Genomic DNA, 17,646 nt, shown 5'->3' with positions numbered 1-17,646 from the left:
GTAGGCCGGGTAAGCGTAGCGCCACCCGGCATATTCACGACACAGCAAATTTGCCGTCGAGCTTGCTGTAGCCCAGGCCGTTGATCTTCCTGACCTTGATCTGCACCGGGATCCGCTCCTTCATCGCCTCGACGTGGCTGATGACGCCGATGGTCTTGCCGCTGGCGTTGAGCGCGTCGAGGGCGTCGAGGGCGGTATCCAGCGTCTCGCTGTCCAGCGTGCCGAACCCCTCGTCAAGGAACAGCGAATCGATACGGGTTTTATGGCTCACCAGATCCGAGAGCGCCAGCGCCAGCGCCAGGCTAACAAGGAAGCTCTCCCCGCCGGAAAGCGTGCGCGTATCGCGTACCGCGTCCGCCTGCCAGGTATCGACCACCTCCAGCTCCAGCGCTTCGCTCGCTTTACGTTTCAGCAGATAGCGACCGTGCAGACGAGTGAGCTGATTGTTCGCCAGCCAAACCAGGTTATCCAGCGTCAGCCCCTGGGCGAATTTGCGGAACTTATCCCCCTCTTTGGAGCCAATCAGCCCGTTCAGGTAGCTCCAGTCCGCCAGCTGGCGGGTGGCCTCCTCGATCTCCTGCAGCAGCGCCTGCTGGCGCTGACGGCTTTCGGCATCCTGCCGGAGCTGCTGGCGGATCTCCCCCTGCCGGGTGGTGTTCTCGCGCAGCTGCTGCGCCAGCGCATTTAGCACGTCGCGCGTCTGCTCAACGCTGGCCTCTTCGCTCAGCCCGGCAGGGGGCTGGGCCTGATGCGTCGCCAGCGCCGCCTGGGCCTGGGTCAACAGGGCCAGGCTCTGCTGTAGCTGGCTCTCCAGCGACTGCTGGAGCTGCTCAAGACGCTGGCGTTCGCCATCTTCAAGTAGAGCGGCGAGAAATGCCTGCTGGTCAGGGAAGGGGCTCTGGGCCAGCTCGGCGTCAAACTGCGCCTGCTGCTGCGCTACGCGCCCGGCCTCCAGAGCCAGCTGCTGCTGGAGCGTTTGAGCCTGGCCGTGGAGAGAGACGCAGTCGTGATGCACCTGCTGCCAGCCGTCGAGGCTGACGGGCGCTCCCTCAGCCGGTTCATCGGCAGGAAGCGTCTCCAGCAGCGGCTGGATCTGGGCTATGCGCTCCTGTAGCGTGGCGGCGTGGGTTTGGTTCTGCTGCCAGCGGCGGGACTCCTCCTCCCGGGCGGTAAACCAGGTCGCCTCTTCCTCTTCTGCGGGCGGCGTCAGACCGAGCTGGGCCAGACTCTCCGCCAACGCCTGGCGGCGGGAGTCGATGGTCTTCTGGACGTGCGCCGCCTGCTGCTGAAGCTCGTTGAGCTGCTCCTCCAGCGCCAGCCGCTGGCTGAACCGGTAGAGCTGCTGCTCGCGGGTCTCCTCAGCCTGTAGCCAGCCGCTGACGTCATCCTCGGGCGTCAGCGTGATACCGAGCGCGGTACACAGCTCACGCCACTGCTGGCGTAGCGCCAAATCGTTCTGCGCTTCGGCTTCGGCGGCAAGGCGATCTTTTTCGCTCTGCTTCACCAGCGCTTCCAGCTGGCCCCGCAGGGCTGCGCCGCTCTCCGCCAGCTGCTTGACCTCGCGCTCCAGAGCATCGCGCCGCGCCTGATTGGCATCTACGGTAATCGCCTGGTACGCCGCGACAGCCGGATGGGCGGTCGAGCCGCAGAGCGGGCAGGGCTCGCCGACCCGCAGGCGCTCGCGCTCGGCTTCCAGGCCCTTGATCCGCTTCTCCAGATCGCAGATGGTCTTCACCTCGGCCAGCAGCGCGTTCTTCTCTTTATACGCCTGACGCCGCTCGGTCAGGATCTCGTTGAGCGCTGCCTGCTCCGCGCCGCTCTCGGCGAGCGTTTTTTGCAGCTGCTTGATACGCTGCTGAAGAGGGGCGAAGCTGGCATGCAGCACGTTCAGGCGCTGGCGCAGCGGGCGCTGTTGAGCAAGATCGGCTATCGCCTGCTGCAACGCCTCGGCGCTCAGATCCAGCGCTGGCGCATTGAGGAGTGTCAGCTGCTGCTGCAGCTTCTCCCGGCGTGTGCTGAGCGCCAGGGCATGCTTTCTCTCCTCGGCCTGCTGAGCAAAGTTGGCTCGCCAGCCGGTCAGCTCGCTCTGCCACAGCCGCCAGCTGTCGTGAGCAACTAACCAGTCGGCCAGCGTGTTCTGCTCCTGCCGTAGCGTGCTTATCTGCGCGTCGGCGGTAGCGCGAATGCGGCTGCGCTTGCCTAGCAGCTGCTGTAAGCGAGTATTCACTTCTTCTGCCTGACGCTGGGTCTGGCCGTGGGTGCGGATCTGCTCCTGTAAACTCTGCCACACCGGCCGCAGCTGCTGGGCGGGGCGGGCCTGTTCCAGCGCCGCCAGCTGCGGGCGAGCGCTCTCCAGCGCCTGCTGGGCGGTCGTCAGCGTCGTCTGCGCCCGAACGGCTTCGGCATTGAGTTCCTGGCCGCGCGTCAGCCAGTGAAGCAGGGCCTGTTCGCGCTGCTGGGTAGCGACCAGCGTCTGCTCCTGGTCAGTAAGCACCTGCAAACTTTCATTCAGCGTCTGGGCCTGCTCGGCGCTCAGCAGCTGAATGCCTTCGGCCTGGGCCTGACGCTGCTCCAGCTCGCTGCGCGCCGCCTTGTGTTTTTCAAATACCCTCGCCGAGATCTGACCGTAGATCTCGGTGCCGGTCAGCTCCTCCAGCAGCTCGGCTCGCTCTTTCGGTTTGGCGTTCAGGAAGGCGGCAAACTGCCCCTGGGAGAGCAGCATCGAGCGGGTGAAGCGGCCGTAGTCCAGCCCGGTGAGGGTGGCGGTCAGCTCCAGCTTGTCTTTCACCTTGTCGGCGAGAATTTTGCCGTCGGCGCAGAGCGCCAGCTCGACGCGAGGGACCTGAAGATTACCCCCGGCCTGGCTGCGGGCGCGGTTCTGACTCCAGAAGGCGCGGTAGGCTACGCCTTTTACCTCAAACTCCACCTCCGCCAGGCACTCGGCGGTGTCGCGGGTCATCAGGTCATTCTGCGACTGCGACACGTTACTCAGGCGCGGCGTCTCGTGGTAGAGCGCCAGGCAGATGGCATCCAACAGGGTGGTTTTTCCCGCGCCGGTAGGCCCGGTAATGGCAAACAGGCCGTTGCTGGCAAACGGCTCGGCGGTAAAGTCGATCTTCCACTCCCCCTTCAGGGAGTTGATGTTCTTCAGGCGCAGGGTAAGAATTTTCATGCGTCTTGCTCCTGGGTCAGCTCGTCGACGGTGGCGCTAAAGAGGGTGCGGACCCGCTGGCCCTGCGCCTCGTCCGGCTCCTCAAGCGCCAGTCGGCGCTCGAATACCTCCTCCACGCGCAGCTCGCTGAGGGTTTCCCGCAGCTCGCCCGCCATCATTCGCTGACGCTGCTCACGGCTGCGGCGTACCAGCAGCACCTCGACCGGCAGATCCTCGGTCATCGCCTGAATACGGCGCTGCATGTCCGTCAGCCAGTCGTCGGTGGTGATTTCGATATCGAGCCATACCGGCGGCGATGCGGGAGTCTCGCGCCACTGCGCAAGCTGCTGGCCAATGGCGGCAAGATCGCCTTTGATCACCGCCAGCTGCTGGGTGACCGGCACGGTGAGGGGCGTAATGTCCGCCAGCCTGCCGTCGGTGAAGGTCACCAGATTAACGCTTTTCGCCTTGCCGGTTTCGTCGAAGCTAAGGGCAATGGGCGATCCGCAGTAGCGGATATGATCCTGACCGCCAATCACCTGCGGACGGTGGATGTGCCCGAGGGCGATGTAGTCCACCGGCGGAAAATTTTGCGCCGGGAAGGCGTCCAGGGTACCAATGTAGATGTCGCGCACCGCGTCGCTTTTGCTGGCGCCGACGGTGGTCAGGTGGCCGCTGGCGATAATCGGCAGCGTCGCCTCGCCGCGCAGGGCGCAGGCCTGCTGGTACTGCTGATGGTAGTAGTCGGTGATCGCCGCCAGCAGATGCTGCTGCTTCTCGCTGCCGGAGAGCCCCGCCTGGCTGGTAACGATGTCGCGCGGACGTAAAAACGGCACCGGGCAGAAAACCGCGCCCGGCGTGCCGTCGCGATGGTTAAGCATGAACGGCGCACAGCCCGCTGCCGCTACAACGGTGGTATGCAGAAAGGCCAGGATCTCCCGCGATTCGTTCAGGGTAGCGACCGAATCGTGGTTGCCTGCCAGTACCACCAGGTGACAGCCGGTCTGCTGGAGTTGAACCACAAAGCGGTAGTAGAGCTCGCGAGCATAGCTGGGGGGCGCACCGGTATCAAAGATATCGCCAGCAACGATAATCGCATCGACCTGCTGGGCCTGCGCTGTCTCCAGCAGCCAGTCAAGAAAGGCGGCATGCTCAGCGGCCCGGCTCTTGCTGTAAAAGTTTTGGCCGAGGTGCCAGTCCGAGGTGTGAAGGATGCGCATATCTATTCCGTGGCAAAAAAGCGTAAGGCGGATTATAAACGTTTAGGCACAGCGGGAAAGCGACGATCGTCTTCCGGGTGTCATCTGCACGCTTTCAGGTTCATACTGCCTTCACGCTTTTCATAAATCTGTCATAAATCTGACGCATAATGCGACGCAACATATTGATTACAACTATATAGGGCAAATCATGGCGAGACGTATTCTGGTCGTAGAGGATGAGGCCCCCATTCGGGAGATGGTCTGCTTCGTACTCGAGCAAAACGGCTTTCAGCCTGTTGAAGCGGAAGATTATGACAGTGCGGTGAATCAGCTCAACGAGCCGTGGCCCGATCTCATCCTGCTCGACTGGATGCTGCCCGGCGGCTCGGGGATTCAGTTTATCAAGCACCTGAAACGTGAAAACATGACCCGGGACATTCCTGTTATGATGCTCACCGCGCGCGGCGAAGAGGAAGATCGCGTCCGCGGTCTGGAGACCGGCGCGGACGATTACATCACCAAACCCTTCTCGCCGAAGGAGCTGGTGGCGCGTATTAAAGCCGTGATGCGCCGTATTTCGCCGATGGCGGTAGAAGAGGTGATTGAGATGCAGGGCCTGAGCCTTGATCCCACCTCTCACCGGGTCATGACCGGCGAGAACCCGCTCGACATGGGGCCGACGGAGTTTAAGCTCCTACACTTCTTTATGACCCATCCGGAGCGCGTCTACAGCCGCGAGCAGCTGCTGAACCACGTCTGGGGAACCAACGTCTACGTTGAGGACCGCACGGTGGACGTGCATATTCGTCGCCTGCGTAAAGCGCTGGAGCTGAGCGGTCACGATCGTATGGTGCAGACCGTTCGCGGCACGGGTTACCGTTTTTCGACTCGTTTCTAATCATTGACTGGAGTGTGACGCGTGCTGGAACGGCTGTCATGGAAAAGGCTGGTCTTAGAGCTGTTTTTAAGCTGTATCCCGGCGCTGGTGCTTGGCGCAATGTTTGGCTATCTGCCGTGGTTTCTGCTGGCCTCGGTTACCGGATTACTGATCTGGCACTTCTGGAATCTGCTTCAGCTCTCCTGGTGGCTGTGGGTTGACCGCAGCATGACGCCGCCTCCCGGGCACGGCAGCTGGGAGCCGCTGCTCTACGGCCTGCACCAGATGCAGCTGCGTAATAAAAAGCGCCGCCGCGAGCTGGGCAGCCTGATCAAACGCTTTCGCAGCGGGGCAGAGTCGCTGCCGGATGCGGTGGTGCTCACCACCGAAGAGGGGGTGATCTTCTGGTGTAACGGCCTTGCTCAGCAGCTGCTGGGGCTGCGCTGGCCGGACGATAACGGCCAAAATATCCTTAACCTGCTGCGCTACCCCGAGTTCACCCAGTACCTCAAGCAGCAGGCCTTCGCAAAACCGCTCAACCTCGTGCTGAACAACGGCCGTCACCTGGAGATCCGCGTCATGCCCTACAGCGAGCAACAGCTGCTGATGGTCGCTCGCGACGTGACCCAGATGCACCAGCTGGAGGGGGCACGACGCAACTTCTTTGCCAACGTCAGCCATGAGCTGCGTACGCCGCTGACGGTACTGCAGGGCTACCTGGAGATGATGCAGGAGCAGACCCTGTCCGGCGCGACGCGGGAAAAGGCGCTGCACACGATGCGTGAGCAGACATCCCGCATGGAGGGCCTGGTAAAACAGCTGCTCACCCTGTCAAAAATTGAGGCCTCGCCGATTCATACCCCGAATGAGGTCATTGATGTGCCGATGATGCTGCGGGTTGTTGAGCGTGAAGCGCAGACCCTGAGCCAGCAGCGGCAGACCATTGAGTTTCATGTCGATAATTCCCTGAAGGTGCTGGGCAGCGATGAGCAGATGCGCAGTGCTATCTCTAACCTGGTCTATAACGCGGTAAACCATACCCCGCCCGCAACGCATATTATCGTCAGCTGGCAGCGGGTCGCGAGCGGCGTAGAGTTCAGCGTTGAGGATAACGGGCCGGGCATCGCCGCCGAGCATATTCCACGCCTCACCGAGCGTTTCTACCGCGTCGATAAGGCACGATCCCGCCAGACGGGCGGCAGCGGGTTAGGGCTGGCGATCGTTAAGCATGCGGTCAACCACCACGACAGCCGTCTGGAAATCACCAGCGAGCCGGGCAAAGGCACCCGATTTAGCTTCACGCTGCCGGAAAGGCTCATTGCCAAATCCAGTGAGTAGCGCTGTTGCTGTCAGTATAACTTTCCACAGGCCGCAAAATGCGGCCTGTTAGCTTTGCACCATTCAGCACAGCGCCTGCTTTTCTGCGGTTGCTGCTTTTTTGTTCGCATGTTTAGCCATGTGTTTTTCTTATAATTAGCGTTTTATGCTGGTTATTCACGCTGGTCTACGATAACCATCTGGTTTTGCGATCCCATCTTGCCTTTAAACGTTATAAGCGTTTAAATTGCGCCCCTGTCGATGACAGACAGGCTGGATTTGCGTGGTAAATCGAAAAACTATTCTTCGCCACGCCGGGTGGGAAGCATATCCCGCTGGAATCTAATGATATTACCGCTGTATTGTCCCGTAGGGACTGGCGAAAAAGTCAACACGTTCAACACCACATCCACAGGCAGTTAATACATATGACCCATCGTTTAAAACCACGAGACATCGTTGCTCTGGGCTTTATGACATTCGCGCTGTTCGTCGGCGCGGGTAACATCATTTTTCCGCCAATGGTCGGCTTACAGGCGGGTGAACACGTCTGGACGGCGGCCTTTGGTTTCCTGATCACCGCGGTTGGTCTGCCGGTGCTAACGGTTATCGCCCTGGCGAAAGTGGGTGGCGGTGTGGATAGCCTCAGCGCGCCAATCGGCAAAGTGGCCGGCGTGCTGCTGGCTACCGTCTGCTACCTGGCCGTAGGTCCGCTGTTTGCGACCCCGCGTACCGCTACCGTGTCGTTCGAAGTGGGCATCGCCCCGCTGACCGGTGACGGCGCGATGCCGCTGTTTATCTACAGCCTGGTCTACTTTGCCATCGTTATTCTGGTCTCCCTCTATCCCGGCAAGCTGCTGGATACGGTGGGTAATTTCCTGGCGCCGATGAAGATCGTCGCGCTGGTGGTGCTCTCGGTTGCCGCTATCGTCTGGCCGGCTGGCCCGATCAGCCACGCGATGGATGCCTACGAGCACGCCTCGTTCTCCAACGGTTTCGTGAACGGCTACCTGACGATGGATACCCTGGGCGCAATGGTGTTTGGTATTGTGATCGTCAACGCGGCCCGCTCTCGCGGCGTGAGCGATGCGCGCCTGCTGACCCGTTACACCGTGCTGGCTGGCGTGATGGCAGGCGTAGGCCTGACCCTGCTCTATCTGGCCCTGTTCCGCCTCGGCTCCGACAGCGCTTCGCTGGTCGATCAGTCGGCCAACGGCGCGGCTATCCTGCACGCCTATGTTCAGCACACCTTTGGTGGCGCAGGCAGTATGATGCTGGCGGTACTGATCTTCCTGGCGTGCCTGGTGACAGCCGTGGGCCTGACCTGCGCCTGCGCCGAGTTCTTCGCCCAGTACGTGCCGCTCTCTTACCGCACGCTGGTGTTTATCCTCGGCGGCTTCTCAATGGTGGTCTCGAACCTCGGCCTGAGCCATCTTATCCAGCTCTCTATTCCGGTGCTGACGGCGATCTATCCGCCCTGTATCGCACTGGTTGTATTAAGCTTTACCCGCAACTGGTGGCATAATTCATCCCGCGTGATTGCGCCAGCCATGTTTGTTAGCCTGGTGTTTGGCGTGCTGGACGGTATCAAGGCGTCGGCGTTTGGCGGTATCTTACCGGCCTGGACGACGCGTCTGCCGCTGGCGGAGCAGGGTCTGGCATGGTTGATGCCGACCGTAGTGATGGCGGTGCTGGCAATCTGCTGGGATCGCGTGGCGGGACGTCAGGTAACTTCCAACGCACATTAATCTACGGTTGCGTCTTTAACCACGGGGCTTACAATCCCGTGGTTTTTTTATTTTTAAACGGCAGTGGAAACGATGGAAAGTACGAACAAGCTAAAGCGGGGATTAAGCACCCGGCACATCCGCTTTATGGCGCTAGGCTCGGCGATTGGTACCGGGCTGTTTTATGGCTCGGCGGACGCGATCAAGATGGCTGGTCCCAGCGTGCTGCTGGCCTATATTATTGGCGGCGCGGCGGCCTACATTATTATGCGCGCCCTGGGCGAGATGTCGGTGCATAACCCATCGGCCAGCTCGTTTTCGCGCTACGCCCAGGAGAACCTCGGGCCGCTGGCGGGCTATATCACCGGCTGGACCTACTGCTTTGAAATTCTGATCGTCGCCATCGCCGACGTCACCGCCTTCGGGATCTATATGGGTGTCTGGTTCCCGACGGTACCGCACTGGATCTGGGTCCTGAGCGTGGTGATGATCATTTGCGCCGTCAACCTGATGAGCGTCCGGGTCTTCGGCGAGCTGGAGTTCTGGTTCTCGTTTTTCAAAGTCGCTACCATCATCATCATGATCGCCGCCGGTTTCGGCATCATTATCTGGGGCATCGGCAACGGCGGACAGCCCACCGGCATCCACAACCTGTGGAGCAACGGCGGCTTCTTCAGCAACGGCTGGCTCGGCACGGTGATGGCCCTGCAGATGGTGATGTTTGCCTACGGCGGCATTGAGATTATCGGCATCACCGCCGGTGAAGCCAAGGAGCCGGAGAAGTCGATTCCGCGCGCCATCAACTCTGTCCCGCTGCGTATTCTGGTGTTCTATGTGGGCACCCTGTTTGTCATCATGTCGATCTACCCGTGGAACCAGGTGGGGACCCAGGGCAGCCCGTTCGTGCTGACTTTCCAGCATCTCGGGATCACCTTTGCCGCCAGCATCCTTAACTTTGTGGTGCTGACCGCCTCGCTCTCGGCAATCAACAGCGACGTGTTTGGCGTCGGGCGTATGCTGCACGGCATGGCGGAGCAGGGCAGCGCCCCGCAGATGTTCGCTAAAACCTCTCGCCGGGGGATCCCGTGGGTGACGGTGCTGGTGATGACCGTGGCGCTGCTGTTTGCCGCCTGGCTGAACTACATCATGCCGGAGAATATCTTCCTGGTGATCGCCTCCCTGGCCACCTTCGCCACGGTCTGGGTATGGATTATGATCCTGCTGTCGCAGATCGCGTTCCGCCGTCGTCTGTCGCCGGACGAGGTCAAGGCGCTGAAGTTCAAGGTCCCGGGCGGGGTGCCGACAACGGTTGTCGGCGTGCTGTTCCTCGCCTTTATCATCGCCCTGATTGGCTACCACCCCGAGACCCGCATCTCGCTCTACGTCGGCTTTGCATGGATTGCCCTGCTGCTGGTGGGCTGGATGTTTAAACGTCGAAAAGCAGTGGCGTAAACCACCGCACATCGCATACTGTTCTCTGGCAGGGTTAACCTAAAGGAGAGCAGTTATGCTGAATGCCTGGCATCTTCCGGTCGCACCGTTTGTAAAACAGAACAAAGATAAGCTGCAGATTGTCCTGTGGCTGACCGGAGACGCGCTGCCGCTGCGGGTAACCCTGCGGGCAGAGCATGATAACGAAGAGACCTCGATCCGCATGCATCCGCTGCGCAGTGCGCCAAAGCCTGGCGTCACGGCCTGGCGGGCAGAGATCGACTTAACCAACGGGCAGCCTCGTCGCCGCTACAGCTTTAAGCTGCTGTGGGATGACCGGCAGATCTGGTTTACCCCGCAGGGCTTTAGCCGCTTTCCGCCTGCCCGGCTGGAGCAGTTCGCCGTCGACGCACCGGATAGCGGGCCGCAGTGGGTGGCCGATCAGGTCTTCTATCAGATTTTCATCGACCGCTTTGCCCGCAGCCTGCCGCGCGAGGCCAGCCAGGACAACCTCTACTATCATCACGCCGCCGGGCAGAATATTGAGCTGCGCAGCTGGGACGATCCGGTTACCGCCCACGCTGGCGGCTCGACCTTCTACGGTGGGGATCTCGACGGCATCAGCGAAAAGCTGCCGTACCTGAAAAAGCTGGGCGTCACCGCGCTCTACCTGAATCCGGTCTTTACCGCCCCGAGCGTGCATAAGTACGATACCGAAGACTATCGCCACGTCGATCCGCAGTTTGGCGGCGATGGCGCGCTGCTGCGTCTGCGAGAGAACACCCGCCGGGAGGGTTTCCGTCTGCTGCTGGACGGCGTCTTCAACCACAGCGGCGACTCCCACGCCTGGTTTGACCGCCACAATCGCGGCACCACCGGGGCGTGCCATAACCCTGCGTCGCCCTGGCGGTCGTGGTATAGCTTCTCCGAGGAGGGGCGGGCGCTGGACTGGCTGGGCTATCCGAGCCTGCCGAAGCTGGACTATCAGGATCCCTCTCTGGTGGAAGAGATCTACCGGGGCGAGGACAGCATTGTGCGCCACTGGCTGAAGGCGCCGTGGAGCATGGACGGCTGGCGGCTGGACGTGGTGCATATGCTGGGAGAGGCGGGCGGGGCGCGCAACAATCTCCTGCACGTCACCGGCATCAGCCAGGCGGCGAAGGAGACAAATCCAGAGGCCTATATTGTCGGAGAGCACTTTGGCGACGCCCGCCAGTGGCTGCAGGCCGATGCCGAAGACGCCGCCATGAACTACCGGGGCTTTACCGTGCCGGTGTGGGGCTTTCTGGCTAACACTGATATCTCCTACGATCCGCAGCATATCGATGCGCAGACCTGCGCCGCGTGGATGAACAACTACCGCGCCGGCCTGTCACACCAGCAGCAGCTGCGCATGTTTAACCAGCTCGACAGCCACGACACCGCCCGCTTTATCTCCCTGCTGGGCAAAGAGGTGGATCGCATGCCGTTGGGCGTCGTCTGGCTCTTTACCTGGCCGGGTGTGCCGTGCATCTACTACGGGGATGAGGTGGGGCTGGACGGCAACAACGATCCCTTCTGCCGCAAGACCTTCCCGTGGGATAAAGAACGCCAGGATCTCACCCTGCAGGCGCTCTATCAGCGCATGGCAAAACTCAGGCATAAAACTAAAGCGCTGCGCTACGGCGGCTGTCAGGTGATCCACGCCGAAGGGGACATTTTTGTCTTTATGCGGGTCTATCAGCAGCAGCGGCTGCTGGTGGCGATCAACCGGGGAGCGGCAGCTGACGTCACGCTGGCCGCCTCGCCGCTGATGGAGGTGAAGCAGTGGCAGATCAAAGAGGGGAAGGGGGAGATTATGGCGGATACCCTGCACCTGCCGGCGGTCTCTGCCTCGGTCTGGCTGGGAAATTAAGGTGATAACGCCCGGTGGCGTTACGCTTACCGGGCCTACACCTTGCAACGTGCCTGCGTAGGCCGGGCAAACGCAGTGCCGCCCGGCACGATCGCGTCAGCATGATAACGCCCGGTGGCGCTACGCTTACCGGGCCTACACCTTGCAACGTGCCTGTGTAGGCCGGGCAAACGCAGTGCCGCCCGGCGTTAAAAACTACAGGTTTGTCAGATGTTCGCTGAGGAACTTCGCGACGCCGTCCGGAGAGGCGTTCATGCCCTCTTTACCTTTTTCCCACTGGGCCGGACACACTTCGCCATGCTCTTCGTGGAACTGCAGCGCATCAACCATGCGCAGCATTTCGTCGACGTTACGGCCTAAAGGTAGATCGTTCACCACCTGATGGCGCACGATGCCCGCTTTGTCGATCAGGAAAGAGCCGCGCAGGGCCACGCCCTCGTCCGGATGCTCAATGCCGTAGGCTTTCTGCACTTCGCGTTTGATATCCGCTACCATCGCATACTTCACCGGCCCGATGCCGCCTTTCTCCACCGGGGTATTACGCCAGGCGTTGTGGACAAATTCAGAGTCAAACGAGACGCCGACCACTTCGACGCCGCGCTGCTGAAACTCTTCGTAGCGTTTATCGAAGGCGATCAGCTCTGATGGGCAGACGAAGGTGAAGTCCATCGGCCAGAAGAAGAGAACCGTGGCTTTGCCTGCGGTGTGCTGTTTGAAGTTAAACTTCTCAACGATCTCACCGCTGCCTAAGACCGCTGCGGCGGTAAAGTCCGGGGCCGGACGCGTGACCAGAACCATATTAAATCTCCTTTTAATAATGAGGTTATTTAGCGCAACGCGGCCAGTATAGGAGGGCGAAAAGAGAACGCAATGCTTAAAGCTGCTTATTTTGCGCCTGATCCATCATGCGCGGATAGAACTGCCAGAACAGCGTCTCCAGCGCCGGGTAGTGGGCGTCCAGATCGTGCCAGGAGTCGCGCAGGGCGTCGAGGCGGGGACGGCGGTTAGCCATGCCGTTCAGCACCTGCTGAATAAACGCCATCTCGCGGTAGCGCTCCAGCCAGTTTTCCGACCACAGATAGTTATTGAGGTTGACGAAAGGCGGCGGCGATTCCGGCAGAATGGTGGCCACCTGGGCGCGGGCGTAACGGACAAACGCAGGCAGCGGCTGGTCAGGAGAGATCTGCGCCCAGTGGCGCGAGAGGAAGTGATCCCACATCACGTCCAGCGTAATGGGCGCGACGCGGCGGGTCTCCGGGCGGAACCAGGCTTTGGCCTCACGCACCTCCGGCAAAGCGTCGGTCAGGGCATCCACGCGCCGGTGCATACGAATACCCTCTACGACCTCGTCAGGGTAGGTGCCGTCCGGGTTGCCGCGCACAAAATCGGCGAGCAAATTACCAGAGAGCGAGCTTTGGGCAAGATGCGCCAAATGTAAATGAGCAAGAAAATTCATCGTCTATTCTTTATCCACAGGCGGGTAACGGTTGCAGGGAGCACGCCCCGGCACTAGACTACCCGCCTCTTAATTATGTCTTGAGTTAGCGTCATGCGTGTTGCCGATTTTTCCTTTGAACTACCTGAATCCCTGATTGCCCACTATCCGCAGCCTGAGCGTAGCAGCTGTCGTTTGCTGTCGCTTGACGGGCCGACGGGGGCGCTGACGCATGGTACTTTCACCGATCTGCTCGATAAGCTCAACCCGGGCGATCTGCTGGTGTTTAACAATACCCGCGTCATCCCGGCACGCCTGTTTGGCCGTAAAGCCAGCGGCGGCAAGATTGAAGTACTGGTCGAACGTATGCTCGATGATAAACGTATTCTGGCACATATTCGCGCCTCTAAGGCGCCGAAGCCGGGTGCGGAGCTGTTGCTGGGCGACGATGAGAGCATCCAGGCCACGATGGTGGCGCGTCACGATGCGCTGTTTGAGGTGGAGTTTAACGATGCGCGCCCGGTGCTGGATATCCTCAACGCCATCGGCCATATGCCGCTGCCGCCCTATATCGACCGTCCGGACGAGGAAGCGGACCGCGAGCTGTACCAGACCGTTTACAGTGAAAAGCCGGGTGCGGTTGCCGCGCCAACGGCGGGCCTGCACTTTGACGAGCCGCTGCTCGCTGCGCTGCGCGAAAAGGGCATTGAGCAGGCCTTCGTGACCCTCCACGTGGGGGCAGGTACCTTCCAGCCGGTACGCGTCGACAGCATTGAAGACCACATCATGCACTCCGAGTATGCCGAGGTGCCGCAGGAGGTGGTTGACGCCGTGCTGGCCGCAAAAGCGCGCGGTAACCGGGTGATAGCGGTAGGCACCACCTCCGTGCGATCGCTGGAGAGCGCGGCCCAGGCGGCGAAGAGCGATCTCATCGAACCCTTCTTTGGCGATACGCAGATCTTTATCTACCCGGGCTACCAGTACAAGGTGATCGACGCGCTGGTGACGAATTTCCACCTGCCGGAGTCGACGCTTATTATGCTGGTATCGGCGTTTGCGGGGTATCAGCACACCATGAACGCCTATCATGCTGCCGTAGAAGAGAAATATCGCTTTTTTAGCTACGGCGATGCGATGTTTATCACGTACAATCCTTCCGCTATTCATGAGCGTGTCGGGGAATAAGTCCGCGACACCGGTTTAAACGTCAGACTGTTTTTCTGATGCTGGAGAGTTAAGTGAAATTTGAACTTGATACCACCGACGGTCGCGCGCGTCGCGGCCGCCTGGTGTTCGATCGTGGCGTAGTGGAAACGCCTGCTTTTATGCCCGTGGGCACCTACGGGACGGTAAAAGGGATGACCCCGGAAGAGGTGGAAGCCACCGGCGCGCAGATCATCCTCGGTAACACCTTCCACCTCTGGCTGCGTCCTGGCCAGGAGATCATGAAGCTGCACGGCGATCTGCACGACTTTATGCAGTGGAAAGGCCCGATTCTTACCGACTCCGGCGGCTTCCAGGTCTTCAGCCTCGGCGATATCCGTAAAATCACCGAAGCGGGGGTGCACTTCCGGAACCCGATCAATGGCGATCCGATCTTCCTCGATCCGGAAAAATCAATGGAGATCCAGTACGATCTCGGATCCGACATCGTGATGATCTTCGACGAGTGTACGCCGTACCCCGCCGACTGGGACTACGCCAAGCGCTCAATGGAGATGTCCCTGCGCTGGGCGCAGCGCAGCCGCGATCGTTTCGACTCGCTGGGCAACAAAAACGCGCTGTTCGGGATTATTCAGGGCAGCGTTTACGAAGATTTACGCGATATCTCAGTCAAGGGTCTGGTAGAGATTGGCTTTGATGGCTACGCTGTCGGCGGTTTGGCTGTCGGTGAGCCGAAGGAAGATATGCACCGCATCCTGGAGCATGTCTGCCCGCAGATCCCGGCGGATAAACCACGTTACCTGATGGGCGTAGGGAAACCGGAAGATCTGGTCGAGGGCGTGCGTCGCGGCATCGATATGTTCGACTGCGTCATGCCAACGCGTAACGCGCGTAACGGTCATCTGTTCGTGACTGAAGGCGTCGTAAAAATCCGTAATGCGAAGCACAAAAGCGACACATCGCCGCTGGATCCGGAGTGTGATTGCTATACGTGTCGCAATTATTCACGTGCTTACTTGCATCATCTGGATCGTTGCAACGAAATATTGGGCGCGCGCCTCAATACTATTCATAACCTGCGTCACTATCAGCGCTTAATGGCTGGTTTACGTAAGGCTATCGAAGAGGGTAAATTAGAGAGCTTCGTGACCGATTTCTACCAACGTCAGGGACGACCGGTTCCACCTTTGAACGTTGATTAATTTAATAATGAGGGAATTTAAATGAGCTTTTTTATTTCTGATGCTGTAGCAGCAGATGCACCGGTAGGTGCAGCTGGCCAGAGTAGCCCGATGTCTCTGATCCTGATGCTGGTGGTGTTCGGTCTGATCTTCTACTTCATGATCCTCCGTCCGCAGCAGAAACGCACTAAAGAGCACAAGAAGCTGATGGACTCCATCGCCAAGGGTGATGAAGTGCTGACTAACGGTGGTCTGGTTGGCCGCGTAACCAAAGTAGCGGAAACTGGCTACATTGCTATCGCGCTGAACGACACCACTGAAGTGGTTATCAAACGTGACTTCGTAGCTGCCGTTCTGCCGAAAGGCACCATGAAGGCGCTGTAATTTACTGTTTTCCCAAAGGGAACTGCCGTGTTAAACCGTTATCCTTTGTGGAAGTACATTATGCTGGTCGTCGTCATTGTCGTCGGCCTGCTTTACGCACTTCCCAACCTCTATGGTGAGGATCCGGCTGTTCAAATCACTGGCGCGCGCGGCGTCGCCGCCAGTGAGCAAACGCTGATCCAGGTCCAGAACACTTTACAAGAACAAAAAATCACCGCTAAGTCTGTGGCACTGGAAGAGGGCGCTATCCTTGCCCGCTTTGACTCCACCGATACGCAGCTGCGCGCCCGCGAGGCGATGATGAGCGTATTGGGCGATAAGTACGTTGTGGCGCTGAACCTTGCTCCGGCTACCCCGCGCTGGCTCTCCATGCTGAAAGCGGAGCCGATGAAGCTCGGCCTCGACCTGCGTGGCGGCGTGCACTTCCTGATGGAAGTGGATATGGACACCGCGCTGGGCAAGCTCCAGGAGCAGAACATGGACAGCCTGCGCAGCGATCTGCGCGAGAAGGGCATTGCCTACACTAACGTGCGTAAAGAAGATAACTACGGCATGAGCATCGTGTTCCGCGACAGCGCGGCACGTGACAGCGCCATCTCTTATCTGACCCCGCGCCACCGCGATCTGGTTATCAACACCCAGGGCGACAACGCGCTGCGTGCGGTGATGACCGATGCGCGTCTGAGCGAAGCCCGCGAGTACGCGGTGCAGCAGAACATCAACATTCTGCGCAACCGTGTTAACCAGCTGGGCGTCGCTGAGCCGCTGGTGCAGCGCCAGGGCGCTGACCGTATCGTCGTCGAGCTGCCGGGTATTCAGGACACCGCACGCGCGAAAGAGATTCTGGGCGCGACCGCAACGCTTGAGTTCCGTCTGGTCAACACCAACGTCGACAGCTCTGCTGCCGCCTCAGGCCGCGTGCCGGGCGACTCGGAAGTGAAGCAGATGCGCGAAGGGCAGCCGGTTGTGCTGTACAAACGCGTTATTCTGACCGGGGATCACATCACCGACTCCACCTCCAGCCAGGATGAGTACAACCAGCCGCAGGTTAACATCTCGCTCGACAGCGCCGGTGGTAACATCATGTCTAACTTCACCAAGGACAATATCGGCAAGCCGATGGCGACCCTGTTCGTGGAGTACAAAGACAGCGGTAAGAAAGATGCCAACGGCCGCGCCGTGCTGGTGAAACAGGAAGAGGTGATTAACATCGCCAACATCCAGTCTCGCCTTGGCAACAGCTTCCGTATTACCGGCATCAACAACCCGAACGAAGCGCGTCAGCTCTCGCTGCTGCTGCGTGCGGGCGCGCTGATTGCCCCGATCCAGATTGTTGAAGAGCGTACCATCGGCCCAACCCTTGGGATGCAGAACATTCAGCAGGGTCTGGAAGCCTGTCTGGCGGGCCTCGCTGCCTCCATCATCTTCATGGTCTTCTTCTATAAGAAGTTCGGCCTGATCGCGACCTCGGCGCTCATCGCTAACCTGGTGCTGATCGTTGGCGTGATGTCTCTGCTGCCGGGGGCCACCCTGACCATGCCGGGCATTGCGGGGATCGTCTTAACCCTTGCGGTAGCGGTGGATGCGAACGTCCTGATTAACGAACGTATCAAAGAAGAGTTGAGCAACGGCCGCTCGGTACAGCAGGCAATCGACGAAGGTTATAAAGGCGCGTTTAGCTCCATCTTTGACGCCAACGTCACGACGCTTATCAAGGTCATCATCCTGTATGCCGTAGGCACCGGGGCAATTAAAGGCTTTGCGATTACTACCGGTATCGGTGTGGCGACGTCAATGTTTACCGCCATCGTCGGTACGCGTGCCATCGTAAACCTGTTGTACGGCGGCAAACGCATCAACAAGCTGTCTATCTGAGGAGTGCG

13 protein-coding genes are annotated in these 17,646 nt (G+C 59.8%); 9 read left to right on the top strand and 4 right to left on the bottom strand.

Going from position 1 to position 17,646, the window contains the following annotated elements; all coding sequences use genetic code 11:
- Window positions 1-34: 34 nt before the first annotated feature.
- Together sbcC and sbcD are read right to left on the bottom strand one after the other, a co-directional pair.
- Window positions 35-3,172, bottom strand: coding sequence for an exonuclease subunit SbcC (gene sbcC / locus RTX96_RS12795; protein WP_312671263.1), 3,138 nt, complete (start codon window positions 3,170-3,172; stop codon window positions 35-37).
- Entirely contained in the window at window positions 3,169-4,371 is a 1,203-nt protein-coding gene (sbcD, locus tag RTX96_RS12790; protein ID WP_312671261.1) for an exonuclease subunit SbcD, read from the bottom strand. The genes sbcC and sbcD overlap by 4 nt, the downstream gene beginning before the upstream one ends.
- Before the next feature lie 190 nt (window positions 4,372-4,561).
- Here sbcD and phoB point away from each other — a divergent pair, with 190 nt between their 5' ends.
- The 5 genes from phoB to malZ all read left to right on the top strand — a co-directional run bounded on the left by phoB (window position 4,562) and on the right by malZ (window position 11,599).
- Window positions 4,562-5,251, top strand: coding sequence for a phosphate response regulator transcription factor PhoB (gene phoB / locus RTX96_RS12785; protein WP_042391560.1), 690 nt, complete (start codon window positions 4,562-4,564; stop codon window positions 5,249-5,251).
- 21 nt (window positions 5,252-5,272) lie between these two features.
- Window positions 5,273-6,568, top strand: coding sequence for a phosphate regulon sensor histidine kinase PhoR (phoR, locus tag RTX96_RS12780; RefSeq protein WP_312671259.1), 1,296 nt, complete (start codon window positions 5,273-5,275; stop codon window positions 6,566-6,568).
- Between the two features lie 407 nt (window positions 6,569-6,975).
- The gene (brnQ, locus tag RTX96_RS12775; protein WP_103821616.1) at window positions 6,976-8,295 is read left to right on the top strand and encodes a branched-chain amino acid transporter carrier protein BrnQ; all 1,320 of its coding nucleotides are present in this window, start codon (window positions 6,976-6,978) and stop codon (window positions 8,293-8,295) included.
- A gap of 72 nt (window positions 8,296-8,367) precedes the next feature.
- Window positions 8,368-9,726: a proline-specific permease ProY gene (gene proY / locus RTX96_RS12770; RefSeq protein WP_103821617.1), complete on the top strand. Its 1,359-nt coding sequence runs from the start codon at window positions 8,368-8,370 to the stop codon at window positions 9,724-9,726.
- 55 nt (window positions 9,727-9,781) lie between these two features.
- Entirely contained in the window at window positions 9,782-11,599 is a 1,818-nt protein-coding gene (malZ, locus tag RTX96_RS12765; RefSeq protein WP_312671256.1) for a maltodextrin glucosidase, read from the top strand.
- Between the two features lie 195 nt (window positions 11,600-11,794).
- On the opposite strand, the gene RTX96_RS12760 is transcribed toward malZ, so the two are convergent.
- Together RTX96_RS12760 and acpH are read right to left on the bottom strand one after the other, a co-directional pair.
- Complete coding sequence (locus RTX96_RS12760) at window positions 11,795-12,397, bottom strand: peroxiredoxin C (protein ID WP_103821619.1); 603 nt, start codon at window positions 12,395-12,397, stop codon at window positions 11,795-11,797.
- 76 nt (window positions 12,398-12,473) lie between these two features.
- Window positions 12,474-13,055 (bottom strand): ACP phosphodiesterase, encoded by a 582-nt coding sequence (gene acpH, locus RTX96_RS12755; RefSeq protein ID WP_312268723.1) that lies wholly within the window; start codon window positions 13,053-13,055, stop codon window positions 12,474-12,476.
- Between the two features lie 93 nt (window positions 13,056-13,148).
- On the opposite strand from acpH, the gene queA reads away from it, so the two are divergent.
- The 4 genes from queA to secD are packed head-to-tail and all read left to right on the top strand — an operon-like array spanning window position 13,149 to window position 17,638.
- Entirely contained in the window at window positions 13,149-14,219 is a 1,071-nt protein-coding gene (gene queA, locus RTX96_RS12750; protein WP_312671254.1) for a tRNA preQ1(34) S-adenosylmethionine ribosyltransferase-isomerase QueA, read from the top strand.
- A 53-nt stretch (window positions 14,220-14,272) separates the two neighbouring features.
- Window positions 14,273-15,400 (top strand): tRNA guanosine(34) transglycosylase Tgt, encoded by a 1,128-nt coding sequence (gene tgt / locus RTX96_RS12745; protein WP_103821622.1) that lies wholly within the window; start codon window positions 14,273-14,275, stop codon window positions 15,398-15,400.
- A gap of 21 nt (window positions 15,401-15,421) precedes the next feature.
- Window positions 15,422-15,763, top strand: a complete 342-nt coding sequence (gene yajC / locus RTX96_RS12740) for a preprotein translocase subunit YajC (protein ID WP_103821623.1) — start codon at window positions 15,422-15,424, stop codon at window positions 15,761-15,763.
- 27 nt (window positions 15,764-15,790) lie between these two features.
- A complete protein-coding gene (secD, locus tag RTX96_RS12735) occupies window positions 15,791-17,638 on the top strand; it encodes a protein translocase subunit SecD (protein WP_312671251.1) in 1,848 nt (615 codons plus the stop codon).
- Window positions 17,639-17,646: the final 8 nt, after the last annotated feature.

The sequence above is a fragment of the Pseudescherichia sp. genome (genome assembly GCF_032052675.1).
Classification (GTDB): domain Bacteria; phylum Pseudomonadota; class Gammaproteobacteria; order Enterobacterales; family Enterobacteriaceae; genus Pseudescherichia.
Note: the sequence above shows the minus strand (reverse complement) of the source record. Positions and strands in the feature narration are given on the sequence as shown.